This is a genomic window from Paenibacillus sp. GYB003, from assembly GCF_036577625.1.
Taxonomy (GTDB): domain Bacteria; phylum Bacillota; class Bacilli; order Paenibacillales; family NBRC-103111; genus Paenibacillus_AB.
Genome location: NZ_JARBDC010000045.1, coordinates 21,830 through 48,409 on the forward strand (window position 1 = coordinate 21,830; position 26,580 = coordinate 48,409).

The window sequence follows — 26,580 nt, forward strand, 5'->3', positions numbered from 1 at the left end:
GTTAAGGAAAAATGTATTTGATCAGCCGCTTGCCCGCCGCGTCGGTCACGAACTTCGGCGTCTTCTTCCACAGCTCGACGAAAAAGCCGAGACTTTCTTTGTCCGGCGGCCCGCTCTTCCCCGCCCCGCCGTCGAAAACGGAATACTCGAGCGGCTCCGGCTTCGCGCCCCACTGCTCCTTGTACCTGTACGTACCGGAGCCGGCCGGCGAGCGGCCGAGGTCCAGATGGCCGAACCCGCCCCGCATGGCGAACTTCGCCGCTTCCCAATACATGAAATTGTTCAAATATTTCGAGTTGTACTCGATCAAATTCGCCCCGTACGGATAATACACCGTCGAGTTGCCCGGGCTCGTCAGCAGCAGCATGCCGCCCGCCACGCTTCCGCTCTGCTTGTCCAGCACGGTCAGCAGATGCGCATGCTCCGGCATCAGTTCGAAAAACGCGCGAAAAAAGCGGATATCGGGCGCCGGCGAACCGAGCTGCTTCATTCTTCGCACGTAAATGCGATAAAACGCCTCCAAACGGCCGGCGTCGAACGAAACGTCAAACCAATCGTTTTTGTACGCTTTCCGCACATGGTTCCGGTTGCTTCCGGTCGACAGCGCCAGCACCCGTTCTTCGCCGCCCTCGAGAGGAAGCTTGAACGTGTAGTTGTGCGCGCTCGCGCTCCAGCCGGTACGGCCTCCCACGCTCTGGTCCTTCAGCCGCAGCTCGACGTAGCCGAGCCGGGCTTCGTCCTTGATCGCCGGCACCGAGTCGATGGCGAAGCGCAGCGCTTCGGCATCGTCCGCGCATATATCGGTATAGTTCGCGAACGGAAGCGATACGGCCACCTTCCGCAGCCCCAGATTGCGGCCGGCGACGAGCGGGATGAGCGCCCGCACGCGATGATCGCCTTCCACGACGGCATGATACAAACAATCGTACCCGAAGGAGCGGATCAAGACGTCCCGGAACGCCGTCGTATGAAACACCGTCCCCCGCTCCCGCGCGAGCCGGTCCCACTCGTCCTTCATCCGTTCGGTATACGCCACGCATTTGTACATCGGTTCGTTATCCTTTCAGCCACATAAATACGCCTACCATAATAATAGCGCATCCGGCCCATTTCATCACGCTGATCTGTTCGTGGAAAATGAAGATGGACACGAGGAGCAGCAGCACGTATTGAAAGCTGGTCACAAACGTGACGTAGCTCAGGTCGAACTGGGACAGGCAGTACACCCATAGAAAGGCGCCCAGCGCGTAAGCGGCGAAGCCGGCCAGCAAGGCCGGCGTGGTCAAATAGCCCATGATGATGCCGAACAGCGGAGCGTCGAACGACACCGACCGGCTGCCGAGCTTCAGCAGCGTGCTGCCCGTAACGGTCATCATCACGCTTCCGAAAAGCATGAAATATTTGATTAGAGCTCCCTCTCTTTCAGTCGCTTCTCCAGCTCGTCCAATCTGAGCTTTGTCAGGCCGAGCTCCTGGGTCAACGCCTTGTTGTGCATTTTCAGCCTCGAAATGCTGACGCTCATGTTCAGCAGCAGCAAGTAAGCGCAAACGATCAATATGGCGAAAAAGGCCGACGGCGCGTAATAAACGCCGATCAAGCTCGAAAACCAGTCCAGCATATCTTTAAAGACGGACATAATGAGCGTAAACGTTCCGATCAAAAACCAGACGAGCGAATATTTTTCCCGGATCATGCGCGCCCGCACCATGAAAAACACCGATACGATCAAAACGAGACTGAACGCGATGCCCATCAGTTGAACGCTGTTCAAGCTATCCATAGCCGCCTCACCACCTTGTCCGGATGCAGGAAAAGAGCATCGATAACGTGACCTTCGCCATGTAATACGCGCTGCGAAGCGGAGTAATGGATGAGGTGCCGTGCTCGCGGCGGCTCATTTCGACGCCGACCTCGCAGATGCGCAGCCCGTTCTTTTTCAGCAAAATAATGGCGTCCGGCTCCGGATAGTCGTCCGAATAATGCTTGCTCAGCAGCTCGATGCTTTTGCGGTTGTACATGCGAAACCCCGACGTGCCGTCCGTCACCTTCGTGCGGATGAGCACCCGGAACAGCACCGAAAACACTTTGATGCCGAGCCTCCGCGTCCACGTCGTCCGGAACGACTGTACGTCGAGAAACCGCGAGCCGATTACCATGTCCGCGCCGGTCCGCTCCATCGTCTCCCGCAGCTTGTTCACTTCGCGCGGAAGATGCTGGCCGTCGCCGTCGATCTGCACCATGTAGGAGTAGCCTTGGACGGCGGCGTATTTGAAGCCGGTCTGCACCGCGCCGCCGATGCCGAGATTGTACGGGAGATCGACGACCTTCACCCCTTCCGCCGCGCGGGCCGTAGCCGACGTCGCGTCGAGGGAGCAGTCGTTGACGACGAGGATGTCGCCGCCCTCGATGCTGCTGCGAATGTCGCCGATCACTTTCAAAATATTGTTTTGCTCGTTGAAGGCCGGAACGACTATCAGTATTTTTCCTTGTTCCATAACAGCATCCCCGTCGTTTTTTTTGCGAAGACAACCAATCCCCGACCGATCCGGTCCGCCCCGTAAGCGGCGGCCATCGCGACGAACGGAATGGCGGGCGCCTTGTACCGGTACAGACCGTCGATGAAAAAGACCAAACAAAACAGAAAGACGGCGAGCGTAACGAGCCAGACGACGGACGCTTTGCGGAACAGACCGTTCATCGCGGCGGCCGCGGTTCCGGCGGCGAACAGCACAACCGGCAGTATATGTCTTGCGTACCAGCCGATCCCGTGGCCCGTGCCGATTTCCCAAACCCATCGCCCCAGGAAGGCGATCGTCCTTTTTCCGTACAGGACGAGAATGTCGTTCCAGTTATGGACGAAGAAGCTGGCGACGACGCTTCCGCCGATATCGACCGTGAAGTCCGGCTCGAAATGATAGTCTTGGTCCGACGGCTTGTCGTAAATCCATCCGTTCGCGTACATATTATACAACACTTTTTTCGCGTTGATCTGTAAAGATTCCACGAGAGGGTCCAGCTTGCCGCCGGCTAAAGCGATCGTTAGCGCCGCCGCCGCGACGGCGAGCGCCCCTCCGGCGACCAGCCGGTAGCGGACGAACAAGGCGGCCAGCTTTTGTTTGTCCGTCCGGACGACGATGTACACCAGAATGAAGAAGAGCGTCATGACGCCGGTAGGGCGGAAGATGAACATATAGAACGAAGTCGCGACGAACAGCGCCTTATACGCCGTTTTGCCGGACTCGTAGCTTTTGAGCAGAAAAAAGACGCACAGCAGCAGCAGGTCGATAAAGAAGCTGTCGGTCAAAATGTACGTCGACCACAGCGTAATGTCCCACGAGTAGCCGTAAAACAGCGACGCCAAAACGGCGGTCGTGCGCCCGAACAGCATGCGCGCGATTTGATAGACGAGAATGACGCTGAGACCGGCGGTCAGCACTTGCACGAACACGACCGCGACCGGATCCTTGAATACGGCCAGCAGCAGCGTAAGCAGCAAATTATAGCCGGCGTACATCAAATCGTCCATATTGAGGCCGATGCGGAAATTCGCCATCAGCGAGCGGGCGTATGCGAGATACCAGTCGGAATCCGGAGATTGCGGGATTCCTTGGCCCGATCGGAGCAGGAAGAAAAAGTAACGGAATTTGACCGTCAATGCAAACAGCGCAAGCGGGATCCAGTAGACGAAGTCCCGGTCTTTCCATTTCATGTACAATCGATACACAGCGGTTAAACAGCTCCAGATTCGTAGTCCAATCGAACGCTTTCTATTCTAACGGAGAAGCCGATCGCCTGGAAGCGTTCGATTGTCGGGCGGCGTGGGAACGTAAACGTTCCTTGGTCAGCAGCTAGCCGATCATCACCCCGAGGCGGTTCAGCGGTAACCTTTTCTCATCCAATTTTTGCCACTCCTCCTCGAATCCAGCCGTTTGAAACTTATAACCTCTATTTTACGACGTATATCATCGCATTTCCTGCCGTTTTCTAAGTATATGAACAAAATATTATGATTATTTTTTTGTGAACCCGCTCGCGCCGGGAATAAAACCGGGCCGTACTGGCCGAAACTGGTTTGTATCGGAGGCGATGCGACATGCGGGGCGGCAAATGGATGATCGGGATGGCGGCGCTGATTTGGACTTTCGCGCCGGTCGGCGGCTTGAAATCGGAAGGCGGCGTGCGCGGGCTTGCCGAGCGGTTCGTGCAAAGGCTGGAGGCGGAAAGCGGCGAAGCGCCGGTCGTCCGCTGGAACGCGGAGAGCGGAACGCCGGAGCTGCTGGAAGGCCGGCTGAGCAAGCCGTCGCGGCATTCGCCGGAATGGATTTCGTACGAATTTCTGGAGCGGGCCAAAGCTGCGTACGGGTTGAAGCGCGTAAACGAATCGATGAAGGTCGCAAGCGTCGAGCGGAGCGGGTCCGGCGCGGTTACGGTCGCGATGGAGCGGCGGCTGTACGGCAAGCCGGTCTGCGGGGACGGTCTGCGGATCGAGCTGGACGAAAGCGGGGTCGTCCGCCGGGTCGAAGGAACGATGCATGCCGATCTGGAACGCAAAAGGCTGCATCGTCCGATGATTCCGGCCGTTTCCGGGAAGGAGGCGGCGGAGGAAGCCGCCCGTTACGTCCGCGGGGACGCTTCCGCGGCGGCAACCGCCCGCGTGCGGGATTGTTACCTCCCGGAGCGGGAGGGCGTTCCGCTCGTCTATATCGTATCGTTCGGAGCCGGGGAAGGAAATGCCGCGGGCCGAACGGTCATCGTTCACGCGTTGACCGGACGGGTGATCGACGGCTGACCGCCGACTGCTGATCTTATTTCCATTCCAACGCCCGCAGCAGCCGATGCTTCATCAGCTCCAGCAAAAAATCGACATAGTAGTCTTTGCGGACGATCACCTGGTACCGGTGCCCCGGGTACGCGTAAAACAGCACGTCCGTATGCACCTCGTTCGCCTCGAAATGCGCCTGCACCCGCTTCATCGATTCCGCGAACGGATCATGTCGGACGATTTCGATCGCGAATTCGGTATCTTCGCCGTTCGCGCTCTCTTCGATCCGGATCGTCTCCGCATCCCATTCATAATGCATGTTCATCCCGATTCCCTCCGTTTCCGGTTCAGATCAAATAACGGACGTAAATATAGACGCTCGACAGGGCGATCGACAGCAGCATGAGCGGAAACGCGACCTTCATGTACGAGACGAAGCGGATCGGGTAGCCTTCCTTCCCCGATAAGCCGGCCACGATCAGATTGGCGCTCGCCCCGATCAGCGTCCCGTTTCCGCCGAGGCAGGCGCCGAGCGCCAGACTCCACCAAAGCGGCTCCAGGTCGGCCACGCCCATGTTGCCCATTTCCTGAATCATCGGAATCATCGTCGCCACGAACGGAATGTTGTCGAGAAACGCGGAGGCGATCGCGCTCAGCCACAAAATGAGCATCGACGTGGCGACGAGCTCGCCGCCGGTCAAATCGACGGCTTCCTTCGCCAGCCGCGAAATGACGCCGGTTTCCACCAGGCCCGACACCAGAACGAACAAGCCGACGAAGAAGAAAATCGTCGTCCACTCCACCTTCGTAAAGGCGTTTTCCATCGCATGCTCCCCGGTCAACAGCAGAAGCAGAAACGCCCCGGCGAGGGCGACCGTCGCCGATTCCAGATGAAGCAGCTGGTGAAGGAAGAAGCCGACGATCGTTACGCCCAGCACGGTCAAGCATTTGACGAGCAGCGCGCGATCCGTGATCACTTCCTTCTCGTCCATCCGCATGATCGATTGCCGCAGCTCGTCGGTCGTCCGGATTCGCTTCCGGTACAGCCAGACGAATATCGGGAGATGGACGGCCATAATCAATGCGATGATCGGGCCGAGATTGACGATAAACGCCATGAACGTCAGCTCCTTGACGGCGCTGCCGATCATGATGTTCGGCGGATCGCCGATCAGCGTGGCGGCGCCGCCGATATTGCAGGCCAGCACCTGCGTGATCAGAAACGGAACCGGGTTGACCCGCAGCTGTCTCGTAATGCTGAACGTGACCGGAACCATCAGCAGCACCGTGGTCACATTGTCGAGAAACGCCGAGCCGACCGCCGTGAGCAGCGCCAGCGACAGCATGATCCTTACGGGGTCCCCTTTCGCCTTCTTGGCCGCAACGAGCGCGACGTATTTGAACAGCCCGGTTTCCGCCGTTATGCTGACGATGATCATCATACCGATCAGCAGCCCGAGCGTATTGAAGTCGATATGGTGGACGGCCGTCTCCTGGTCCACGATGCCGATCGCCACCATCACGACGCCCCCGATCATGGCGACGATCGTCCGATGAATTTTTTCGGCGATGATAAGACCGTATGTAACAAGAAAAATGCCGATGGCGACTAAAGCTTGCAGTTCCATAATTCCTCCCGATTCATGCGGATGTTATAATTTGCCCGATCCGGCGCGGATTTAGTTCGTCCGCCTTTCCTATCGCCGAAAAAAGACAAAAAGAGCCCGCGCTTGGCAGGCTCCTCCCGTACATCCCGTTATGCAATTCGGTTTTAATTATATACAGGGGGCTTCCCGTTGTAAAGACGGGACCCATTTTCAGATTGTCAGCCCGCGAGCCATTTGATATAGTATGAAAAAATGAGTCCAACTTCCCATATCCCACCCTGCGACCAGGAGCAGTGAAGCATGCTTGCCCTCTATCACAAACTGAAGCACCGCGATTTCGTTCTCCTCGTTCCGCTCGTGGCGCTGTCGCTGTACGTGCGGCTGCGGTACTTTTTCTTTCTCGCCTCGTCCGGCAAAGGCTTTCCGGATGCGGCCGACAGCCAGTGGTACCTCGCCTACGCACGATCGCTCATGACCGATTTCAAAATCGGCCTGCATATGAACGATCTGCTGTATTTCGGCTACAACATGCTGCTTACCGTGCTGCTTATGCTGTTCAAGGATCCGGTCGCGATCTTGTTCATTCAAGCCGTGACCGCCGGCCTCAGCGTCATCCTTGTCTTTAAAATCGCACGAATGCTTTTCAACAGGACGACGGCCGTAATCGCTTCCATTTTGTACGGCTATTCGTGGGACATTACGCTGTGGACGACGTACATTTTGACCGACAGCTTCTTTATCAGCCTGCTGCTGCTGTGCGTCTTTCTTCTGCTCAAAAGCTTCGAGTCCGGCAAAACGGCGTATAAGGCGCTGTTTGTCGCGTCAGCGGCATATTTGTTCATCTTCAGGCCGACGGGGATTTTGTCGCTGCTGTTCATCCTGATCTATATCGCGATACGCATGGACAAACCGAAGGCGCTCCGGTTTGTGCGCAGGCACAAATATACGCTCGGCGGCATCGCCGCCGCCCTTGTCGCCGTCGGCGCCTACGCGCTGTTCGGCGGGAAGCTGGCCCCGCTCGTTCAATCGCTGCAGTATAACGCCAAGCTGGTGCTGTACAACATTTACGCCAGAGGCTGGGTATACGACCAGCCGACACCCGGCGCCATCTTCTACAAGCCCGACTACACGATCGATATCGGAAACAGTCTGATCCTGAGCTTTCTCGTCCATAACTGGGACCATGTCGCCGCCATTTACGCGAGAAGGGTCGTCGCTTTTCTCGGCCGCTGGGTATGGCTGACCGACTTGTCGACGTTCGGGGGCATCAAAACGTTCGTCTCCAACATGGTGCCGACCGCGCTTTTCGTAGCGGGCTTCGTCGCCTCGATCGTCAACGGGATATTCAAAAAGGCGTCGATCGTTTGGTTATGCATCCTGGCCATCTTCATCTTCTGCATCGTCCTGTTCATCGACGGCATGTACCGGTACAGGGCGCCCAGCATCCCGTTCATCGCGATCGCGGTCGCGTACGGAGCGGACAGCGTCGCCCGGGCCGCATTCGCGATCGGCAAAAAGGCGATCGGCAAGCTGCCCTGGAAGCGCAAGTCGACGAATTTGAAATCCGGGCTGTAAGAAACGCCGCGATAACGGAAAAGAGGGCTGCCGAACGATCGGCAGCCTTTTTTATCGTTTCGTCCCGTTACGGACCGGATGGAGTCATATACAGAGAGACGTCGTCCACATACAGCGCCGTTCCGTTCCAAGCTTTATCGGCGATGACTACGAGCTGCGCTTTTTTCACTTCGCTCGCGCCGACGGAGGCGGGAATGATCCCTTTCAATCGGACCGGCCGCCACGTGCCGACCGAAGCGGCATCGAGCGGGCGGATGTCCGACAAGACGGTGGACAGCGTTTTTCCGGCGGCGTCCATCAGGTTGAGACCCAGCTGGATCGTGCCGCCCGGCGGAGTCCCTTCCTTCACTTTGTACCACGCTTCCGCGGCGAAGTAACCCGATTCGGCCGTCACCGTTTGGGCCGGACCGCCCCGCTCCATATTTTGGATCAGCAGGCCGTACTGTCCGGTGCGCGACGCCTCCGTCAGGCGGGCGATGCTGCCGGTCGTTCTGACCCAGTAGCTCCAGGGCGTCGCGGATGCCCCCGTTCCCGTCTCGAACGAACCGTTTGCCGTCGCGGACGGCCGGTTGTCGGCGAAGTCCAGAATCAGCTTCGCATAGCTCCGCTCCGCCGCATAGACGGACCCATACACCGTATCCGCGACCGACTGCTTCACCGGCCCGCCCTGCGGCTCCGAAGCGCGGATGTAATCGAGCACGTTCCAGAACGTCGACTCCAGCTTCAAGCCGCCGGACGCCTGATACACCGATACGTCGTCCACATACGCGACGCCGTTCTGCAAACCGTCGACGATGACGACGAACTGCGCGCTTTTGACTTCGGCGCCGCTTATTTGCGCCGGGATCTCGTACAGCATAACCGCTTCCTTCCACGCGCCGGCGCCGGCGGCGAGCGGCTGCAGCTTCCCGCGGACGGTGCCGATCTGTTTGCCGGACGCATCCCGCAAATTCATGGCGAGCTGAATCGTGGCGCTGCCCGTATAAGAAGCCGGAACGGAGTAATAGACACGCGCCGCCAGCAAGCCGGGGTTGACCGCGAATACTTGAACAGGCCCGCCGCGATCGAGTCCTTGAATTTTCAGGCTGGCCGATCCCGTCCGGGCTTGCTCCGTCGACCGCTGCATCGTCCCCGTACTTTGAATCCAGTGGGTCCAAGGCGGCGCGGTCGATGCGCCGGATTCGAACGATCCGTTCGTCTCGAGCGGGAACAAACCGCGCACCGCTTCCTGCAGCAGCTTGGCGAACGCCTGCAGCGTCGCCGAGGGCGAGCTTGCGGCCAGCTCGGCGACCCGATTCGTCACCGTTCCGCCGTTCGGTTCGTACGTTTTCATATAGTTGGCCAAATCCCAGAACGTCGACGCGTTCCAGATCGACCATTCGAGCGAGTACGTTCTCGGATCTAACGGATGGGCGAGCACCGGGTCGCTCTTGAACGAGTCGACCAGCGCGAACCGTTTTTGCTGCATCAGCCGCTTCGCGTCCAGATCGGTCAGCAGCGCCAACGCGGAGGCGGCGTCCGTCGGAGGCGCCGTATCTTTCGGGTAGCTCAGTGCCGAAGCCTCGTAATATTCGAACGCCCGCAGCAGCATAGTCGCACGCGCTTTTTGCGGCGCCGTCTGCGCCTTGCTGACGACCGACTCGAGCAGCCGGCGGCTTTCGGCGATTTCCTGGTCGGTCACGATGTTCAAATAGTCCGCCGCGTTAAAAGGCAAGTATGTGGATATTTTCCGGGTCTGGAACCAGGTCGTCGACAGCACGCGCTGCGTCCAAAACCGCTCCCAATGATCGTAGTACGCCGCCAGATCGGCGGCCGCCGCCGGCCCTACCGCCCGGACGTACCATTCCTGCAGCAGCTCGTCCACATTCGCGTCCGGGTTCCACTGCAGCTTGGCGGACAGCCACGGCTTCGGACCTTCCCCCCAGTTCGGATACAGCTCCGCATAATGGGCGGTAACGCCGGCCTGTTTGCCGTATTTGTAATTGTCGGCCATCCGATGGTTGTACACTCGGGGCAGCACATACGGCGTGCCGTACATGTAGTCGTACCAGGCCAAATTTTCCGTTACAGCCGCCCACGCTTCCATCTGCGCCTTGCCCGCCGCCTCGACGGCCGGGTCGGCCCACGCCATCCGATCTTTCGTCAGAAACGGAACGACGCGGGGGTTGAGCGGAAACGACGGCGGGTCCATCACTTCCTGGTAGGCGAGCAGGCCGAACCATTTGTCCGGATAAACGGCCAGCACGCCTTCGGCGACCTGGTTGACCCAGTTGTAATAAATGTCCGACATGTCCACAAGGCCGATCGAGTTCTTTTTGTTCGGGTAGTCCGGATGATTCGGGTCCGCTTCGCAAAAACCGCCGGAATCGTTCATCCCGAGCGAGTACGACGTTTCGTCCGGATGTTCGTCGAAATAGCGGATGATGTTGCTTACCGCCTCCTGCACGATGCCGGGCGCCGTAAAGCAGGGCTGCCAGTTGTGCGTCGTGTCGTTGGGCGGAATATACCGCTCCCCGTTTCGCATCGGAAAATATTCGGGATGTGTCGTCCCGTACCGCGACGGAGGGAACAGCTTCAGCAGGTTGTGATGGAACTGGATGCGGTTATGGAGCCGGTTTTTGTCCTGCCAATCCGACCGCTCCGGAAATTGCGCCCAGCTGATGCCGGGAGAAAACACTCTCGAGAAAAAGGCCGGCTGCTCCTTCACGTCCTGCTTCGGTACCGTTATATCGGTGCGAACCGGCACGTCTTCGCCGTCGCTGCCGGGCATCAGCCACCGCACGCCGACGTACCGTTCCAGAAACTCGTACACGCCGTACGACGTGCCGGCCGGCGTCGGTCCGGCGATGACGACGCAGTTGCCGTGCGGATGGATGACGAAGCCGTCGCCGTCCATCCCCTGCAGCAAGCCCGCCATATGCGGATCGGAGCCGGGGTCGCCGACATAGAGTCGGACGCGGCCGTTCAGGCTCCCGCCTCCCGCATGGAGCTCCGCCTCCGTCATGACCGGCAAAACGGCGCCGGTCGACTTCCGTACGTATTCGACCAGCTCGCCGGCCGCATGGGCGGTCGTCGCGTCCGCTTGCTCCGGCACGAGCACGACTGCGTGCGGGGCGCCGTTTTCCACGATGCGCAGCTCTCCGCCGCCCTGCGCGAACGCTTGACCGGTAATTCCGCCGCCTGCCGGAAACAAGCCGGCGACCAACGCGGCCAGCAGCGCGACGAGCCATTTGCGCATCGGATTGCGTATGGGTGTTTCCATTTTCAAATTCCTCCTTGACCTGATCGAATGGGGTACCGCCGGAACGATCGAGCCGTTCCGTCTTTTTCGGATAGGTCTGACCGGAAGTCGTCATGCTGCCGTCGTTGCCGCCTCTCACGTATGAGCGCATCACCTCCTCTGCGGCGCGCGGCCCGTGTCGGCCGGCTCCGCATTATCCTTTTACCGCCCCCATCGTAGCCCCTTCCATGATCGAGCGCTGGAACAGGACGTACATGACGACGGACGGAATCATCGCGATCGTCACGCCGGCGAACAGCGTGACCCAGTCGGCCGTGTACTGCATCATTTGATTGGCCTGGTACATATTGACCCCGATCGTATATTTGTTCGGATCGCTCAAATAAATGAACGGCGCCAGGAAATTGTTGTACAGCCCCAAAAATTTGAAAATCGCCACGGTGACGATGCCGGGCATCGCCAGCGGCACGATGATGCGCCCGAATACTTGAAACAGCGACGCACCGTCCATAAACGCGCTCTCCTCCAGCTCCTTCGGCAGCGACTGCATGAACCCGCCGAGCAGCATCAGGAAAAAGACGCTCTCGCCCAAGCTTTCGAGCACGATCAGCCCGGTCAGGCTGTTCGTCAAATGCAGGTCGCGCATCAACACGTACTGCGGAATGAGCGCGTTGATTCCCGGCAAAAACAGCGACAGCATGATCGTGCCCCAGATCAGCTTGCGCCCCTTGAACTCCAGGCGCGTCAGCGCGTACGCGTTCAGCGTCGTAAGGAGCGTGCCGAGGAGCAGACTGGCCCCGACGTAATAAAGCGTATTCAGCAGCGCGGCGCCGAGCCTATATTTGATCCAGGCGTTTTTGTAATTGACCCATTTCCACGATTCCGGCAGCGACCAGACGTTCTGGAAAAATTCGCGGTTCGTTTTGAGCGATTCGTACAGCACCCACGCGAGCGGGAACAAAACGGTGAGCGACCAGAAGACCAAGACGAGCCGCCAGAAGACGTCGACCCACGTGCGCCGTTCCTTCATAGAGCGCTCTCCCCCTTAATACTCGTAAGCCCGGTTCGGCATCAGCCTGTCGATCAGCAGCTTGGCTGCGACGAGAACGACGAACAGAAACATCCCGATCGCGGACGCGTAGCCGTAATTGTGCGCTTCGCTGCCGAACGCCAAATTGAACATGTACAGGCCGATCAGGTCGGTCGAGCCGGCCGGTCCTCCGTTCGTCAAGATGAGCACCTTGTCGAAGCTTTTCAACGAGCCCAGAACGAGAAACAGCGCGCAGACGCGGATAATCGGCAACATGAGCGGGATTGTGATGCGAAACAGCCTCGTCGTATGCCCGGCCCCTTCGAGGACGGCCGACTCGTAGAGCGATTTCGGAATCGTCGCCATGGCGTTCATGAAAATGACCACATACAAGCCGACCCCGGCCCAGACGTATGGCGGGACGATGGCGGCCAGCGCCGTCTTCGCGTCGCCAAGCCAGTAGTAGCCGTTCATATCGATGCCGACGAGGCGAAGCAGCGCGTTGAGCAGCCCGTAGCTGCCGTCGTAGACGAACGCCCACAGCAGCGCGACGACGACCGTGGCCAGCACGTTCGGGAAAAAAAACAGCACCTTGAACAGCTTCGTTCCTTTATACCCTTTGTTCGTCAGCAAATACGCGAGAAACAGCGAGATGAGGATGACGCAGACCGGGACCGTCGCCATGTAGAACAAGTTGTGGCCGAGCGCTCTCCACACGTATTTGTCGCGAATCATGTACGCGTAATTTTGCAGGCCGACGAATTTCGCGTCCGAAATTCCGTTCCAGTTCAGCAGCGAATAATAGACCGACATCAGGTTCGGGTACAGCGTGAAGAGCAAGTACCCTCCGTACGCCGGGACGACGGCGAGCAGCAGAAACAGCCGCTTCTGCACGTTCGCCTTTTGCAGCCGTCCCGCCCGGACGGCCCGGCCTGCGTTCGTTTCGTTTCGGACCGCGTGCAACTCGGGCACACTCCTTTACTTTTGGGCTTCGATCGCTTTTTTCAGCAGCGCCTCGGCTTCCTGCAGCACCGGCATCGGATCCTGCTTGCCGAGCGCGATTTGCGTCACCGCTTCGGTTACGACCTTGTTCGACTGCTGGTAGGCGGGATCGGTCAGCGAAACGTTGCGGAAGCCGCTTTCCAGCATCACCTTGTTCGTCTTCATATAGTCGTACATCGCTTTCGGCGCATCCTGGATTTTCGCCGCGCGGACGGGATCGTCGGAAAAATCTTTGCGCACCGGCAGCATGCCGCCCTTCTCGGCGATCACGGTCTGGATGTCGAGATTCCACAGCCAGACGTTGAACTCTTTCGCCCATTTTTTGTTCAGTTCCGGCTTCGCCGCCCAAATGTAGAAGCCGTTGCCCGCGCTCAGGCGCGCGTATATCGTGCTGCCCGGCTTGCTGCTCATCGGCACCGCCATGAAGCCCCATTTGAAGTCTTTCGGCGTCGAATCCTTCATTTCGTTTTGCACCCACGTGCCCGAGGCGACCATCGCCGCTTTGCCCTGCAGCACCTGCATTTGCGACTGGGTATGATTGAGCGCGGCGACGCCTTCGGGGAAATACCCTTTCTTCCCCATCTCGTACACCCGCTTCCACCGCTCGACGCTTTCCGGCGCCAAATGCTGAGGCAGCTTGAAATTGCGGTAGTCGTCCTCGAACTTTTTCAGGTTGCCGCTAAGCTCGGCGAGCTCGAACAGCTTCCAGACGCCGAACGCGTAATCGAGATAGCCGGGATATTGGCCGGGAAACGTGATCGGCACGACGCCTTTCGCTTTAATGTCCTCGCACAGCTTCAGAAACTCCTCCCACGTTTTCGGGTTTTGGTTCCAGCCGTTTTTCTCGAACGCATTTTTGTCGAACATCAGTCCGGCGCTCGTCCCGGCGTTCGGCAGCGCGTACGTTTTCCCGAGCACCCGCGGGGCCGCGACGTATTCGCCGTCCAGCGCGATCTCCTTCAGCGTCTTGCCGCCGCCGTCGTACGCCTTGCGGTCCCATAGCTCCTCCTGCGGCTCCAGCTTGCCGGCCGCCACGACCGGCTCCACGCCGCCGGGAATGCCGCCGGAAAACAAATCGAACATATCCTGATCGTTGTTCGCGGATATTTTCGTTCCGGTAATCGTATCGATTTTCGGCGAATAGACGACCTCGAAGCCGACGTTCGGAAATTTTTTCTTGAACGAGTCCATGGCGTAGTCGAACCATTCGCGGCCCATGCCGCTTTCGAAAAAGCCGACCTTGAGCGTCACCTTCCGGTCTTTCGGCAGCCCGTTTTCCGGGTAAACGTTCGTCGAACCGCCCGGCCCCCCGCTTCCTTGTTCGCCGTTTGCCGGCGTCTTCGTTCCGGCGCCGCCGCAAGCCGCGACGGCCAGCGCGAGCATGACGGATACGAACGGGGTTGAAATCGTTTTCATGTTTCGAATCAAGCGGGAACCCTCCTTTGGACTTTTCGCTGCGATGAATGAACCGGCCGGCTCGCCATGTACCGTACCATTTTTTCGGAGAACGTGTAAATATTTCATTTTTTACGCCATATGCAAATTTGTTGACGCGGCTGGCGAGGCGAAAAAAACGGTCCGCTCCCGGCGGCGGCGCGTATGCCGCAGCGGGGCGAACCGGGACTAACGCGGATCGTCCTTTTTTTACGCGGTTATCGTTTTTGTTGATTCGTCCGCTCCGGCTCGTCCGGACGCTCCTTGCGGTAATGGCCGGGGGTCGTGCCGGTCAGCTTCTTGAACGCCCGGATGAACGAGAGCGCGTTCGTATAGCCGACCCGTTCGGCGATTTCCTGAATGGAGACGGACGTTTCCCGCAGCAGCTCCGCCGCCTTGTCCACCCGGATCCGCGTGACGTAGTCGATCAATTTGACGCCGAACGTTTCCTTGAACGCGCGGCTGAAGTAGCTGGCGTTATAGCCGAATTCCTCGCTTACCTGGGCGAGGGAAAGGTCCGGGTCGCCGTACCGCTCCTCGATGTACGCTTTGACGTTCTGCAGCGTTTGGTGCGCCGTCTTCGCTTCCCGCAGCTCCCGCATCCGCCCGAACGCTTCCTGGAGCAGCCCGTCCAGCGCGGCGAACGTATCGTCCAGCGTCTCGTGCCGCTCTGCGATCCGTTCCAGCCGGCGGCCGAACCCGGTGTACCAGATCGCCTGAAATTCGCCGGGAAGCTCCATCATTTCGCGATGCAGGTGAACGGTCAGCATATGGAACAGACGAAACAAATCTTCGCGCGTCAGCAGCGCGGCCCGGACGGAACGGTACAGCTCGTTGAGCCGTTCCGCCCAATCCGGATCGCCGGAGCGGAACGATTGGCACAGGAGGCGAACGTCCTGCAGCCGTTTGAACATTTCGTCGTGCGGCTGCGAGATGTCGGCCGGAACGATAAGACGGTTCGTCCCGAGCGACGTTTTGTAGCCGAGCAGCTGCTGCGCCCGGCGATAGCTTCCCGGCAAGCCGGCCGTCGACAGGCAGCGGCCGCCGACGCTCGCCGTTACGGTGAACGACAAGTTTTGCTCGATCCACGCGCGCAGCTTCTCCAGCGTTTCGACGGCGGCGCGCTCCGCGACCCCGGGGTCGTCCGCCGCGAACACGATGCCCATCTGGTGCGGACCGACCCATTCGGAGCATTGGCGAACCGGGGCGTTCCCGGCGATCTCCCCGGCGACGTTGCCGATGACCTGCTTCAGCAAATGCCGGTCTCTCCGGCTGTACTTGCCGGCGAATTCGTAGCTTTGATCGATTTCGATCAGAGCGACGAGCGCCTCCGCGACCGGCGGCTCGATGCCGAGCAGCGATAGCTCGGCTTGCGACGCGCGCTCCGCGAACTCTTCGTCCTCGAGCATGTTCAGAAAGACGTGCCGTTTCCGGTATACGATATTTTCTTCGTGCCGCATCTGCATCAGGCTGTGCTGGTCGAGCAGCTGCTCGATCGCGGCTTCGATATAGTTGACCTCGTCCGACTTCTCGTCGATGCGCAGCTGCTCGGATTTTTGCCTGGCGAACGCCTCGATGCGGCCGGCCACGCTCTCGATCGGCTTGAAATGGCGGCGGGTGACGTAAGACAGCCAAACCGCGCCGAGCGCGATGACGGCGAAGCCGAACGAAATCCAGACGTAGAACAGGGACGACACCCAATCCAAGACGCTCGAGTCGTAAATCCCGCTCCGCACCGACCAGCCGGTATAGTCGGATCGGACGAACGACAGCTGCTTGCCGGAATCGGGCGCGTCGCCGGCATCGCTTCCGGAGCCGGCCAGCCGCTTGGAGGCGATCAGCTTCCCGTCGTCGTCGACCAGCTCCACGAAGTTCAGCTTCGATTCGGACATTTTGGCGATCAGCTCGCTGAGACGGTCCGTGCCGACTTGATAGACGATGAGGCTGCGCTCGGCCAAATGGGCGATTTTCACCAGGCTGACGACCGGCGCGCCGGCGCTGTCCGGCCGTTCCTTGTATATCCGCTTCGTCTCCCAGCGAAGCGGCGTCAGCGCGGACACGTTCGCGCCGATAAACTGCTTGTCGCCGAAACGATCGAGCGGGATGAGCGAAGACGGCGTCAGCACCGTTGCGTCCGGCGTGCGGTACAAGTAAATCGAATGCAGCAACGGATGCTTGCGCATCGTTTCGTTCAGCGCCGCGGCGGCTTCGTAATCGGTCCGCTGCCGGTCGGCGGCCGGAACCGGCGCGAAGAACGCCTTGATCGCCTCGTTGTCCCGCAGCTCGCTGCTCATCAGCTCGTCCAGTCCGCGCAGCGCGTCGTCGATCGTCTGGCTAATATTATGCGACAGCAGCGTGTTCGCCTTCGACGCGGAACGCTGCGACATTTCGCTGAGCGCCAAATAGGCGAGCAGCAGCAGCGTCAGACTGATGACGAAAAAGACGGGCAAATAGGACAACAGCAGCCGCCGAAACCCTCGTTTTTTTCCCATCCTTCTCCCCCCGGCAATGTGCCATGATCGTGCGAGCGTACTCTGTTGATCCGATTGTACATTCGGGCGCAAGGAAATGTAAACGCTTTTTCGGAATCGCTTTCCTTTGCGTCCGAAACGGTTTAAGATGAAATTGAATCGCGCGAGAGGGGGCCTGCTTCCGTTGAAATACGCCAAATGGGGTACGTTTGCGACGCTTGCCTTTCTGTGCGCCGCGGCGCTCGTCTATGCCGTCTGGCACCGGTATGCCGGCATAAGAGCGTCGGACGGGCGGCCCGGAGCCGATGACGGGCGCATGAGGCTCAGCCTGTTTATAAGCGGCTCGCCCGGCGCCGCGCTTCCGCCCCCCGAACGGGACTTCGTCCGCAAGGCGATCGAATCGAAGTTCGACGTCAGCCTCAAGCTGACGTTCATGGAGCCGGGCGAGCCGTACGAGGCGAAAATCGCCGGCCTGCTGGCCGCGAACGATCCGCCGGACATGTGGCTTCAGCTCAGTCCGGACGGCGGCGCGAAGCAGGCGCTGGACAACGTGCTGGCCGATATGACCTACTTCGTCACCCCGAAGACGATGCCGAACTATTTTACGTACTGGATGAACGAGAAAGAGCTTCGCGAATACCAGCTGCACAACAAATTCGTGCGTGCGCCGATTCCGTACGACAAACGATCGTACCGCGCCTATTATATCCGCAAAGATTGGCTGGACAAGCTCGGCCTGCCCGTCCCGCGCACGTACGGCGAATACGTCGACGCCTTGCGCGCGTTTACGTTCGGCGATCCGGACGGCAACGGCAAGCCCGATACGTACGGCTTCACCGCCTCCGGCAACGGCTCCGCCTTGTCGCTCGACTGGCCGGAGTTCGTCAAGAACGGCCTGCTGTTCCCGGCCTATTTCGAGAACGGCGCGCTCGTCGACATGCAGACCGACCTCCGCGTCGAACAGACGGTGACCGACATCTTGAAGGTGATCGGCAGCGGCGTCATCGACCCGGACTGGTTTCTGAACAAAGGGCGGCAGCATCTCGACAAGGCGGTGCAGGGGAAAGCGGGCGTCGTGCTGGGAGATTCCGCCGACTTCGCGCTGGACGCGAATCCGGAAAGCATCCAAACGCGCACCAGGCTGCTCGATCCGAAGGCGGACTGGGTTCCGTTCAATCCGTTCGGCGATGTCCCGCTGCGCGCCGCCCCGACGCCGGACTACCCGTTCGTGTATTCGAACAACGCCGCCGGCCTTCACCCGGAGAAGCTGAAGAAGATTACCGGAATACTCGATTGGCTGGCGGGCGTAGAGGGGTTTCTGCTTACGCACTACGGACTCGAGAACGTTCACTATACCCGTACGGGAAACACCGTGCTGCTGAAGCCGGACCGGATCGAGGAGGACATCGTCCGGCAAGGCAATTTCCTGAAAATATGGGACTTCTTCACCCCGGACGCGCCGGACGTACTCGGCCTGACCGTCATCGATCCCCGCCTGTCGGCGCGCGATCGGATTTTGCTGCAAACCGTTGCGTCCATTCCGGTGCACGAGGGGCTCGGCACGACGCTAACCCCGCCGCTCGGCATTAACGTCGAAGCGATGCGCGCCAAACAGAACGAATTTTTCGTTCGCATGATGGTTACCGACAAATCGGGCGCCCGCTGGCCGGAATACCGGCGTCAGCTGATGGAGCAGTACGACGGGAACGTCATTTTCCGGCATTACGAGGAAAAAATACGCGCCGCGCGCGACAACAGGTAACCGAAGCCGCGCACGGCCCGACCGAAACGAAACAGGCTGCCGATCGTTCGGCAGCCCGAATTATTTACCCCATTAACGATTCGCCGCATCAACCAAACCGAGCCGCTCGTACTGCTCCGCCGGGGCGTCGTACTGCCGCATCAGCCGAACCAGACGGGACGCCATCCGCTCCTCCGCGGCGCGGTCGCCGGCGATGGAATGCAGCTGCCCCGGATCGTTCGCCAGGTCGAACAGCAGCGTCCCGTATGTATGGGCCGGGATATACGAGCCTGCCGGAATTTTCAGCGTGCGCACCCCTTTCGTAAACGAAAACGGCTCGGCCAACTCCATCCTCCGAAGCTCCTCGGGGCTGAACAACGATGCCATATGCGTCGGCATCAGCGTGTAGTTGTACAGCGGGGAGTTGTCCGGCCGAACCGGCGCCCGCATATAGACGTAGCGGCCGTCGGTGCAGTTCACGTGCCCGCCGTGAATGCCGAACAGCACCGCCTCTCGGGTCGGCTCGTTTCGGCGCATCGCCTCCCGCAGCGAAATGCCCTGCATATCGGGGGGCACGGGGACGCCGAAATAGTCGAGCAGCGTCGGAGCCACATCGATCAGCTGCGTCAGCTGCCCGCACCGTTCGTTTTTCCGGCCGTCGCGCGGGTCCCATACGAACAGCGGCGTCCGGGCGATCTCGTTGTAGAACGGCATGACGTTTTTCGCCCACCAGTCGTGCTCGCCCAGCAGGAAGCCGTGGTCCGTCGTCACGATCAGCATCGTATCGCTCCACAGGCCGTACTCGTCCATCGCGTCGAGCAGCCGGCCCAAGTAGGCGTCGCACATGCTGAGCAGCGCGGCGTATTCGTATTTGCAATGCTCCGCTTCCTCCCGCGTTTCGCGCACGCGCGCATAGTTCGGCCAGTCGAAATGCTTGCCCGTATAATCATGCGGATACAAATCCTTGTACGTTTGCGGGGAGAAGAACGGCTCGTGCGGGTCGAACGCCTCGATTTGCAGCAGCCACCGGTCCTCGCTGCGGTTCGTCCGGATAAACTCGAGCCCTTTCGCGAACGTTTCGGCTTGCGGGTGAAGCTCTTCCGTCGCCATATAGTTGCGGTTGATCCAATCCTGGCGGAACAGCTTGGCGCGATGCCCTTCATAGCTGCCGACGTGCTCCGGTATATCCGGGTCCGCGACCTCTCCCTTCCAAGGATCGCCTTCCTGACCGCGAACGAATTCCCATGTGCTGTACTGGCTGTGGTAGGTCGCCCCGCCCGGCTCCCAATAATGGTAATGGTCGCTGACGAGGTGGGAATGGACGCCGTGCCGCTGCAGCAGGGCCGGCATCGAGTCGTCGAAAGGCTCGAGCGGCCCCCAGCCGCGGTGCAAAAAATGCGGCCGGCCGGTCAGCAAATCCCGCCGCGCCGGCATGCACGGCAGGCTGCCGGCCCAATTTCCGTCGAACGTGACGCTTCTCTCCGCCAGCCGGGCGAAATTCGGCGCATGAACCCATTCGCAGCCGTAAGGGGGAAGCATGTGGCGGTTCAGCGAGTCGAACAATACGATGATGGCTTTCAAAACGGTTACGCCTCCTCGCAAAATGCAAATGCGGCCGCTTCGCGTACGAATCGCGGGCGCGGCCCTTGCGGTCCCGCTCCGGCACGCGGCCGTCAGCCTCGCTTGATCGGCCCCCGCGACACGTCCGCCCGCCGGTCCGCGATCGACACGGCGCGCTGGCCGCTTTTTCGCGAGGCGGCCAGCACGATGACGGGCTCCGGCTCTCCGGCCTCCGTCATTCGTTTCGCGAGACGGCTTCGCAGGTCGTCCGTCACCGCCCGGTAGCTGTCCAAGCCGATCAAATTCGTCAGCTCGTAAGGATCGGCGGCCAAATCGTACAAAAACTGCTCCTCGTACCGGTCCGAGCCCGCGTCCTTCCTGCCGTCCCGGTCCGGCGCATGCACGCCGTATTTCCAACGGTCCGTACGGATCGCCCGGGCGACTCCGGACTCGCTGATCTGCACGAACACTTCGGTCTGCCAATCCGCGTCGTCTCGCCGTATGAGCGGGAGCGCCGACCGGCCCTGCATCGTCTCCGGCACCGGAATGCCGGCGGCGTCGAGCAGCGTCGGCGGAAAATCGATCAGGCTGACGAGCTCGCGGATATGTCCGCCGTTCAGCCGCCTCGGCCCGAGCATCGCGGCAGGAATGCGGATCGAGCTTTCGTGGCACGACCGCTTGTACTCGGAGTTGCGCGTCTTGAAGTGGCAGCCGTGATCCGAGGTGAACAGCACGAGCGTGCGCTCGTGCAGGCCGAGGCTTTTCAGCGCGTCGAGCAGCCGGCCCAGCGCTTCGTCCAGCCGCTTCACCATCCCGTAATAGCCGCCCAGATGCTGGGCGGACGTGCCGCCGAGCGCCTGCAGATCCGGCGGCGTCCACCGGCCCGCGTACAGCTCCTCGTAGCCGTCCGGCGCCGGGTAGTTGTCCGAATGGTTTTGATGGTGCGGCTCCAAATACGAGAGGAACAAGAAAAACGGCTCGTCCTTGTGCCGGTCGATATACCGGATCGCCGCATCCGTCTGCGCGTCGACCCGGTAGCCCGGCAGCCTCACCTCGCGGTTGTCGTTGTCGTACAGCACCGTATCGTACGCATCGGACGAAAATTCCAGCACGTTGGCCGCGAGCCATTCCTCGTAGCCGCCCCGCTCCTCCTCCGGCACGGGCTCGTGCCCGGCCAAATGCCATTTGCCGATATACCCGGTCGCATAGCCCGCGTCTTTAAAATAATGCGCCAGCGTCCGATGCTCCCGCCGCAGCGGGATGCCGTTCCGGTAGCAGCCGCTGGCCGTCGCGTACAGACCCGTCTGCAGGCACGACCTGGCCGGCCCGCAAACCGGCTGGCACGTGAACGTATGGTAGAAATGCGTGCCCGTGCGGGCCATCCGGTCGAAATGGGGCGTCAATCCGAGCGGATTGCCGTGCGCGCCGGTCGTATCCCATCGCTGCTGGTCCGTGAAGAAGACGACTACGTTCAGCTTCTCGTTCATTCGCGGCCTCCCGTCATTTTTTCAGTGCTTCGTAATCTTGGGTCGTATAGTCCTTGTCCGCATCCCAGTTCGGGAAGCCGAAATCGCCGGTTTCGACCTTCGCTCCGCCCTGCTTCACCTTGTCGACGCCTTCCTTGAAGCCTTTGGCCATTTTCTCGTTATACTGCTTCAGCGCCCCGTCCGGATCTTTCTCCGCTCCGGTAATGACCGCCTGCAAAATTTCGTTGAAGCTCGGCTTGATTTTCGGCTGCCCCATGCCGCCGATTTCGGCGAGCGCCTTGGCCACCTCCGGATTGCGCACCGCCGGGTCCGGACGCAGGCGCAGGACGTCCCGATGCAGCTTGGCGAACGTTTCGTATTCCGGGTACGGGTACTTGGACTTGTCGGCGTTCAGCTTCTCGATCGGAGCGAGCGCGACGCCGCTCTTCATAAACCGCTCGTAAAACAGCTCCGAAGCGAGCCCTTCCTCGATGAACGTGCCGACCGCCTCCGGATATTTCGTGTTCGCCGAGACGAGAAATCCGCCGTTGTTCGCCAGCGTATGGTGCATGACGATCGGCTCGCCGGTCGGCGTCGGCAGCGGGGCCATGCCGAACTTCGCATCCGGCGTGTCGCGCTTGATCAGCCACATTCTCCACCGGCCGTCGAACAGAAACGCCGCTTTCCCTTGACCGAACAGCGCTCCGGCTTCCGGATGCTTCAAGCTGTAGGCGGAAGGCAAAATGCTGCCGTCCTTCTTCAGATCGAGGATGAACTTGAGCGAGTCGGAAATCGCCTTCGAGTCGTACGCATAGGCGCCGATTTTGTAGTTGAAGCCGCTCGACGTCAGGTTGTCGATGCCGGCCGCGAGCCCGGTGACCGTATTCGACGCGTAGCCGTTCTCGGCGAGCGCGAACACGACCCCGAACACGTCGCCCTTGCCTTTTTCCGTGACCGTCTTCGCCATGCTTCTCAGTTCGTCCCAAGTTCTCGGCGGCTTCTCCGGATCGAGACCGGCGTTTTTCAATACGTCTTTATTATAGTACAGCAGCTGGTTCAATTGAGGTCCGAAAATCGGCCACGTATACGTTTTGCCGTCGATCACGTTGACGCCTTCCGCGAAAGCGCCGGAATAAAACTGGCTTTTCCATTTATCCGAAACGAGGCCGTCGAGCGGCCGAATCCATTTGGAGGCGAGCACCTGCTGAAAGTCGATATTTTGCGGCATGTTGAAAATGTCCGGCAAATCGTTCGACGTGACCGCCGCCTGGATCGCCGTATTGTATTCGGCCCACGGCATATATTTCATTTCGACGCGAATTTTCCCTTTATGCCGCTCGTTGAACAGCTTGACCGTCTGTTGGCCGGGGCTTTCGTCGCCCTTCATGAAGTCGTGCGGCCCCCATATCCGAACGATCGCCTCCCCGCCCGCGTTCGCCGCGTGATCGGCTTGCTTCGACGCCCCATCCGAGCACCCGGCAACCAGCACCGAGCCGAGCGCGATCGTCGCGGCCAGCGACGTCCATCGATTTCGTTTGCTTCCCATCGCAACATCCCCCAGGTAGAAATATTCATGAGCTTAACCGTTAACGCGTTTACCCTTTGACCGAGCCGGCGATGCCTTCGACGAAATACCGCTGGAACAGCAGGAAGACGGCGATAATCGGCAGCAGCGAGATGCTCGCGGCCGCGGCCATTCCGGTATAATCGATGCTGTGCTCGCCGACGAACTGGTACATTCCGACGCCGAGCGTCCGCAGCTGCTCCTTCGAGAGCGTAAACACGAGCGGAACGAGGAACGAATTCCACGTCCACATAAACTGCATGATCGCCGTCGTGGCGATGATCGGCTTGGAGAGCGGCAGCATAATTCGGACGAACGTGCGGATAAAGCCGCTTCCGTCCATCTCCGCGGATTCCTCCAGCTCCTTCGGAATCCCCCGGAAATGGGTCATGAACAGCAAAATGAACAGCACGTGCGCGCCGCCGGACTCGGCCAGCACGACGCCGAGCAGCGTATTGTTGAGGCCGATCGCGTTGATCAGCGCGTAGACGGGAATGATCGTAAAGCCTTTCGGCATGAACATCGTCGCCGTAATCGCCGAAATGAACGCGATCCGCCCTTTGAACCGGTAGCGGCCCAGCGCGTAGCCCGTCAACGAGCAAAGCACGACTACGATCGCAACGGTGGACAAGGTGACGACGACCGTATTGAAAAAGTACGTCGAAAAGTTCGCCGTCTTCCACGCCCGAACGTAATTGTCGAATTGCAGCTTTTCCGGCCATAACGTCAAGCCGCCGGTCAAATATTCCGCATTGCTTTTCAGCGACGAAGCGACCATCCATATAAACGGATAAATCCAGACGATCCCTACGCCGATCAGCGCCAGATGCAGCGCGGCTTTGGGCAGCCCGCGCCTCAGTCCCCGCGTAAACATCCCGTTGTCCCTCCCGTACCGTTTCGCTCAATGTCCATGCGTCGCTTTGCCTCCGGCCAGCTTCACGAACGCTCCGAGCAGCAGCGAGATGAGCAGGACGGCGATTCCGTAAAAAATGCCCGCGGCCGACGCGAAGCCGACGCGCGCTTCTCCCGCGCTCGAGAACGCATAGCGGTAAATGTAAAGATCGACCATGTCGGTCGCGAACGCCGGTCCCCCTTCCGTCATCGCCTTCACCAGATCGAAGACGTGCAAGGCGTTGACCGCCGACAGCAGCACGATGACGCTGCCGACCGGCAGAAGCAGCGGTACCGTTATATAACGGAACAAGTGCAGCGCGTTCGCCCCGTCCACCTTGGCGGCTTCGTATACGTCCTTCGGCAGCGATTGCAGCCCGGCGAGCCAGTAAATCATTTTCATGCCGAAGCTTTTCCAAATCCCCACGAGAATGACGACGATCAGCGCCGTGTCGATCGAACCGATCCAGTCGACCGGTTTGTCCAGCAGGCCCAGCTTCAGGAGCACCTCGTTGACGAGACCTTTGTAAGCTCCGAAAATAAACCGCATGACGAGCCCGACAACCGCCGTCGTCGTGACGACGGGCAAAAAGTATATCGCGCGGTAAACGGCCGAGCCTTTCAGCCATACGGCGTTCAAAATCATCGCGACGACAAGAGCGAGCGGCACTTGCACGACGACAAGGACGACCATGAAAATAAAGTTGTTTTTGAACGCGTTCCAAAAGATCGGATCGTGAATCGTCTCGACGAAGTTCGCCAGTCCGACGAACTGCTGCAGCGGCCCGTAGCCGTTCCAGCGGAAAAAGCTGTACACGTAGCTCATGACGATCGGATACAGCGTGAATACGAGAAACATGACGAGCTGCGGCGCGATAAACGCGTAGCACCATAACGCTTTCCGTTTCAAGCGCAAGTCACCTCCTTTGCAAGTCCGGAACTTCCAGTCCTTGAAAAAAACAAAAGGAGACACGACCTCCCCTTTGCGCGTAGGAAGTTCGAGTCTCCGGCTGTCCGGTCGACAATGTTGTTTAATCCTATAAACTTACTATGAATTTACTTAGGAATGATACCATCCTTCGTCACGATTCGTCAATCGTTTTTTGCTTTGCTCCAGAAATATTCCTTGACTGGAATATTCCATTTTCGGTATATTATAAATGTGATCACGATGCGTTGGCAAAATCGATAATGGGAGGACGGATGCGGCCATACGAATCACGAACAATGCCATGAAAGAGGATTAAGCGTGTCATGGATACTACGACATGGAGTGCACTCGCAGAACCGAACCGCTTGCATATCGTCGAGCTGCTGCGCGGAGGCCCTCTCACCGTAGGGGAAATCGCCGACCGGCTTCAGCTTCGGCAGCCTCAGGCGTCCAAACATCTTCGCGTCCTGCTCGATTCCGGAATCGTGGAGCTGCAAGCCGTCGCCAACCGGCGAATCTACAGGCTGCGGCCCGAGCCTTTCCGGGAGCTGGACGATTGGCTCGAAGATTACCGCCGCCTATGGAACGAACGATTCGACCGGCTGGACGACTATCTCCGGCAATTGCAGCAGAAGGACAAAGACCCATCGTAACGAGCGATACCCATTCATAAACCAATCGATTTGAGGAGGAATTCGGCAATGTCGGCTAATAATACGGCATCGAACATGATTTCGCGGGTGGAAAACGAGCAGGAGCTCATATTGGAACGCGTCTTCGACGCACCGCGCTCGCTTGTATTCCAGGCTTTCTCGCAAGCGGAGCATTTGAAGCGCTGGTGGGGACCGCGCGGATGGGATCTTACGGTATGCAATATCGACTTCCGTCCCGGCGGCGTATGGCATTACTGCATGAAATGCGTCGACAAAAACCAGGGCGACTTTTACGGCTTCGAATCTTGGGGCAAAGCGGTTTATGAAGAAATCGTACAGGACGAGAAGTTCGTCTACGTCGATTATTTCTCGGACGCCGAAGGCAATGAAACGCCCGGTATGCCCGCTCCCCGCATCACGATGCTTTTCGAGGATCATGAAGGCAAGACGAAGCTGATCAGCCGCGCCCGCTACGAGACGGCCGAAGCGCTCCAAAAAGTAATCGATATGGGCATGATGCAGGGCGTCACCGAAACGTGGGACCGTTTGGCCGAATTGCTGGCCGACATCAAGTAAGACGCTGTGCGAATCGAAGAAAGGCCGTCGGCATAAAGCCGGCGGCTTTTTCTTTGGGTAAGGTCTTCCTTCCTAC

General features: G+C 59.4%; 22 protein-coding genes. 5 read left to right on the forward strand and 17 right to left on the reverse strand.

Annotated features, from left to right (window positions below; translation table 11 throughout):
- Position 1 precedes the first annotated feature (1 nt).
- From PV407_RS16100 to PV407_RS16120, 5 genes are read right to left on the reverse strand one after another with little or no spacing between them, the layout of a single operon-like run.
- Positions 2 to 1,048 carry a GNAT family N-acetyltransferase gene (locus tag PV407_RS16100; RefSeq protein WP_332090956.1) on the reverse strand — a complete coding sequence of 349 codons (1,047 nt, stop codon included), beginning with the start codon at positions 1,046 to 1,048 and terminating at the stop codon, positions 2 to 4.
- A gap of 7 nt (positions 1,049 to 1,055) precedes the next feature.
- The gene (locus tag PV407_RS16105; protein WP_332090957.1) at positions 1,056 to 1,376 is read right to left on the reverse strand and encodes an EamA family transporter; all 321 of its coding nucleotides are present in this window, start codon (positions 1,374 to 1,376) and stop codon (positions 1,056 to 1,058) included.
- 29 nt (positions 1,377 to 1,405) lie between these two features.
- On the reverse strand, positions 1,406 to 1,780 hold the full coding sequence (locus tag PV407_RS16110) for a DUF2304 domain-containing protein (RefSeq protein WP_332090958.1): 375 nt from the start codon (positions 1,778 to 1,780) through the stop codon (positions 1,406 to 1,408).
- A 7-nt stretch (positions 1,781 to 1,787) separates the two neighbouring features.
- On the reverse strand, positions 1,788 to 2,495 hold the full coding sequence (locus PV407_RS16115; RefSeq protein WP_332090959.1) for a glycosyltransferase family 2 protein: 708 nt from the start codon (positions 2,493 to 2,495) through the stop codon (positions 1,788 to 1,790).
- The gene (locus PV407_RS16120) at positions 2,474 to 3,724 is read right to left on the reverse strand and encodes a glycosyltransferase family 39 protein (RefSeq protein WP_332090960.1); all 1,251 of its coding nucleotides are present in this window, start codon (positions 3,722 to 3,724) and stop codon (positions 2,474 to 2,476) included. The genes PV407_RS16115 and PV407_RS16120 overlap by 22 nt, the downstream gene beginning before the upstream one ends.
- A gap of 369 nt (positions 3,725 to 4,093) precedes the next feature.
- Between PV407_RS16120 and PV407_RS16125 the strand changes: the two genes are divergently transcribed.
- Positions 4,094 to 4,789, forward strand: a complete 696-nt coding sequence (locus PV407_RS16125) for a hypothetical protein (RefSeq protein ID WP_332090961.1) — start codon at positions 4,094 to 4,096, stop codon at positions 4,787 to 4,789.
- 16 nt (positions 4,790 to 4,805) lie between these two features.
- Here PV407_RS16125 and PV407_RS16130 read toward each other — a convergent pair whose 3' ends face one another.
- Together PV407_RS16130 and PV407_RS16135 are read right to left on the reverse strand one after the other, a co-directional pair.
- Positions 4,806 to 5,087, reverse strand: a complete 282-nt coding sequence (locus PV407_RS16130) for a hypothetical protein (RefSeq protein ID WP_332090962.1) — start codon at positions 5,085 to 5,087, stop codon at positions 4,806 to 4,808.
- Between the two features lie 22 nt (positions 5,088 to 5,109).
- On the reverse strand, positions 5,110 to 6,390 hold the full coding sequence (locus tag PV407_RS16135; RefSeq protein WP_332090963.1) for an ArsB/NhaD family transporter: 1,281 nt from the start codon (positions 6,388 to 6,390) through the stop codon (positions 5,110 to 5,112).
- Positions 6,391 to 6,669: 279 nt separating this feature from the next.
- On the opposite strand from PV407_RS16135, the gene PV407_RS16140 reads away from it, so the two are divergent.
- Positions 6,670 to 7,944, forward strand: coding sequence for a glycosyltransferase family 39 protein (locus tag PV407_RS16140; protein ID WP_332090964.1), 1,275 nt, complete (start codon positions 6,670 to 6,672; stop codon positions 7,942 to 7,944).
- Positions 7,945 to 8,011: 67 nt separating this feature from the next.
- Here the strand turns inward: PV407_RS16140 and PV407_RS16145 are convergent, their stop codons facing one another.
- The 5 genes from PV407_RS16145 to PV407_RS16165 form a co-directional block, all read right to left on the reverse strand.
- A complete protein-coding gene (locus tag PV407_RS16145; RefSeq protein ID WP_332090965.1) occupies positions 8,012 to 11,206 on the reverse strand; it encodes a DUF4838 domain-containing protein in 3,195 nt (1,064 codons plus the stop codon).
- 172 nt (positions 11,207 to 11,378) lie between these two features.
- Positions 11,379 to 12,215: a carbohydrate ABC transporter permease gene (locus PV407_RS16150; protein WP_332090966.1), complete on the reverse strand. Its 837-nt coding sequence runs from the start codon at positions 12,213 to 12,215 to the stop codon at positions 11,379 to 11,381.
- A gap of 15 nt (positions 12,216 to 12,230) precedes the next feature.
- A complete protein-coding gene (locus PV407_RS16155; RefSeq protein WP_332090967.1) occupies positions 12,231 to 13,178 on the reverse strand; it encodes a carbohydrate ABC transporter permease in 948 nt (315 codons plus the stop codon).
- 15 nt (positions 13,179 to 13,193) lie between these two features.
- Positions 13,194 to 14,645, reverse strand: coding sequence for an extracellular solute-binding protein (locus PV407_RS16160; RefSeq protein ID WP_332090968.1), 1,452 nt, complete (start codon positions 14,643 to 14,645; stop codon positions 13,194 to 13,196).
- A gap of 224 nt (positions 14,646 to 14,869) precedes the next feature.
- Positions 14,870 to 17,143, reverse strand: a complete 2,274-nt coding sequence (locus PV407_RS16165; RefSeq protein WP_332090969.1) for an AraC family transcriptional regulator — start codon at positions 17,141 to 17,143, stop codon at positions 14,870 to 14,872.
- A gap of 163 nt (positions 17,144 to 17,306) precedes the next feature.
- Here PV407_RS16165 and PV407_RS16170 point away from each other — a divergent pair, with 163 nt between their 5' ends.
- On the forward strand, positions 17,307 to 18,884 hold the full coding sequence (locus tag PV407_RS16170; protein WP_332090970.1) for a hypothetical protein: 1,578 nt from the start codon (positions 17,307 to 17,309) through the stop codon (positions 18,882 to 18,884).
- 72 nt (positions 18,885 to 18,956) lie between these two features.
- Here the strand turns inward: PV407_RS16170 and PV407_RS16175 are convergent, their stop codons facing one another.
- From PV407_RS16175 to PV407_RS16195, 5 genes are all read right to left on the reverse strand, one after another.
- Positions 18,957 to 20,444, reverse strand: a complete 1,488-nt coding sequence (locus tag PV407_RS16175; protein WP_332090971.1) for a sulfatase-like hydrolase/transferase — start codon at positions 20,442 to 20,444, stop codon at positions 18,957 to 18,959.
- A gap of 92 nt (positions 20,445 to 20,536) precedes the next feature.
- Entirely contained in the window at positions 20,537 to 21,910 is a 1,374-nt protein-coding gene (locus PV407_RS16180) for a sulfatase-like hydrolase/transferase (protein WP_332090972.1), read from the reverse strand.
- A gap of 13 nt (positions 21,911 to 21,923) precedes the next feature.
- Positions 21,924 to 23,435 carry an ABC transporter substrate-binding protein gene (locus tag PV407_RS16185; RefSeq protein ID WP_332090973.1) on the reverse strand — a complete coding sequence of 504 codons (1,512 nt, stop codon included), beginning with the start codon at positions 23,433 to 23,435 and terminating at the stop codon, positions 21,924 to 21,926.
- Between the two features lie 49 nt (positions 23,436 to 23,484).
- Positions 23,485 to 24,327, reverse strand: coding sequence for a carbohydrate ABC transporter permease (locus tag PV407_RS16190; RefSeq protein ID WP_332090974.1), 843 nt, complete (start codon positions 24,325 to 24,327; stop codon positions 23,485 to 23,487).
- A 27-nt stretch (positions 24,328 to 24,354) separates the two neighbouring features.
- Positions 24,355 to 25,254 (reverse strand): carbohydrate ABC transporter permease, encoded by a 900-nt coding sequence (locus PV407_RS16195; protein WP_332090975.1) that lies wholly within the window; start codon positions 25,252 to 25,254, stop codon positions 24,355 to 24,357.
- Between the two features lie 344 nt (positions 25,255 to 25,598).
- On the opposite strand from PV407_RS16195, the gene PV407_RS16200 reads away from it, so the two are divergent.
- Positions 25,599 to 25,928: an ArsR/SmtB family transcription factor gene (locus tag PV407_RS16200; protein WP_332090976.1), complete on the forward strand. Its 330-nt coding sequence runs from the start codon at positions 25,599 to 25,601 to the stop codon at positions 25,926 to 25,928.
- Between the two features lie 48 nt (positions 25,929 to 25,976).
- A complete protein-coding gene (locus tag PV407_RS16205; RefSeq protein WP_332090977.1) occupies positions 25,977 to 26,504 on the forward strand; it encodes an SRPBCC domain-containing protein in 528 nt (175 codons plus the stop codon).
- Positions 26,505 to 26,580 lie beyond the last annotated feature (76 nt).

Bases quoted from the DNA above. Each gene is read 5' to 3' on its own strand.
- PV407_RS16110 (WP_332090958.1), bottom strand. From the start codon at position 1,780: ATGGATAGCTTGAACAGCGTTCAACTGATGGGCATCGCGTTCAGTCTC.
- PV407_RS16100 (WP_332090956.1), bottom strand. From the start codon at position 1,048: ATGTACAAATGCGTGGCGTATACCGAACGGATGAAGGACGAGTGGGAC.
- PV407_RS16135 (WP_332090963.1), bottom strand. From the start codon at position 6,390: ATGGAACTGCAAGCTTTAGTCGCCATCGGCATTTTTCTTGTTACATAC.
- PV407_RS16185 (WP_332090973.1), bottom strand. From the start codon at position 23,435: ATGGGAAGCAAACGAAATCGATGGACGTCGCTGGCCGCGACGATCGCG.
- PV407_RS16145 (WP_332090965.1), bottom strand. From the start codon at position 11,206: ATGGAAACACCCATACGCAATCCGATGCGCAAATGGCTCGTCGCGCTG.
- PV407_RS16125 (WP_332090961.1), top strand. From the start codon at position 4,094: ATGCGGGGCGGCAAATGGATGATCGGGATGGCGGCGCTGATTTGGACT.
- PV407_RS16205 (WP_332090977.1), top strand. From the start codon at position 25,977: ATGTCGGCTAATAATACGGCATCGAACATGATTTCGCGGGTGGAAAAC.
- PV407_RS16190 (WP_332090974.1), bottom strand. From the start codon at position 24,327: ATGTTTACGCGGGGACTGAGGCGCGGGCTGCCCAAAGCCGCGCTGCAT.
- PV407_RS16130 (WP_332090962.1), bottom strand. From the start codon at position 5,087: ATGAACATGCATTATGAATGGGATGCGGAGACGATCCGGATCGAAGAG.
- PV407_RS16140 (WP_332090964.1), top strand. From the start codon at position 6,670: ATGCTTGCCCTCTATCACAAACTGAAGCACCGCGATTTCGTTCTCCTC.
- PV407_RS16115 (WP_332090959.1), bottom strand. From the start codon at position 2,495: ATGGAACAAGGAAAAATACTGATAGTCGTTCCGGCCTTCAACGAGCAA.
- PV407_RS16165 (WP_332090969.1), bottom strand. From the start codon at position 17,143: ATGGGAAAAAAACGAGGGTTTCGGCGGCTGCTGTTGTCCTATTTGCCC.
- PV407_RS16105 (WP_332090957.1), bottom strand. From the start codon at position 1,376: ATGATGACCGTTACGGGCAGCACGCTGCTGAAGCTCGGCAGCCGGTCG.
- PV407_RS16180 (WP_332090972.1), bottom strand. From the start codon at position 21,910: ATGAACGAGAAGCTGAACGTAGTCGTCTTCTTCACGGACCAGCAGCGA.
- PV407_RS16150 (WP_332090966.1), bottom strand. From the start codon at position 12,215: ATGAAGGAACGGCGCACGTGGGTCGACGTCTTCTGGCGGCTCGTCTTG.
- PV407_RS16200 (WP_332090976.1), top strand. From the start codon at position 25,599: ATGGATACTACGACATGGAGTGCACTCGCAGAACCGAACCGCTTGCAT.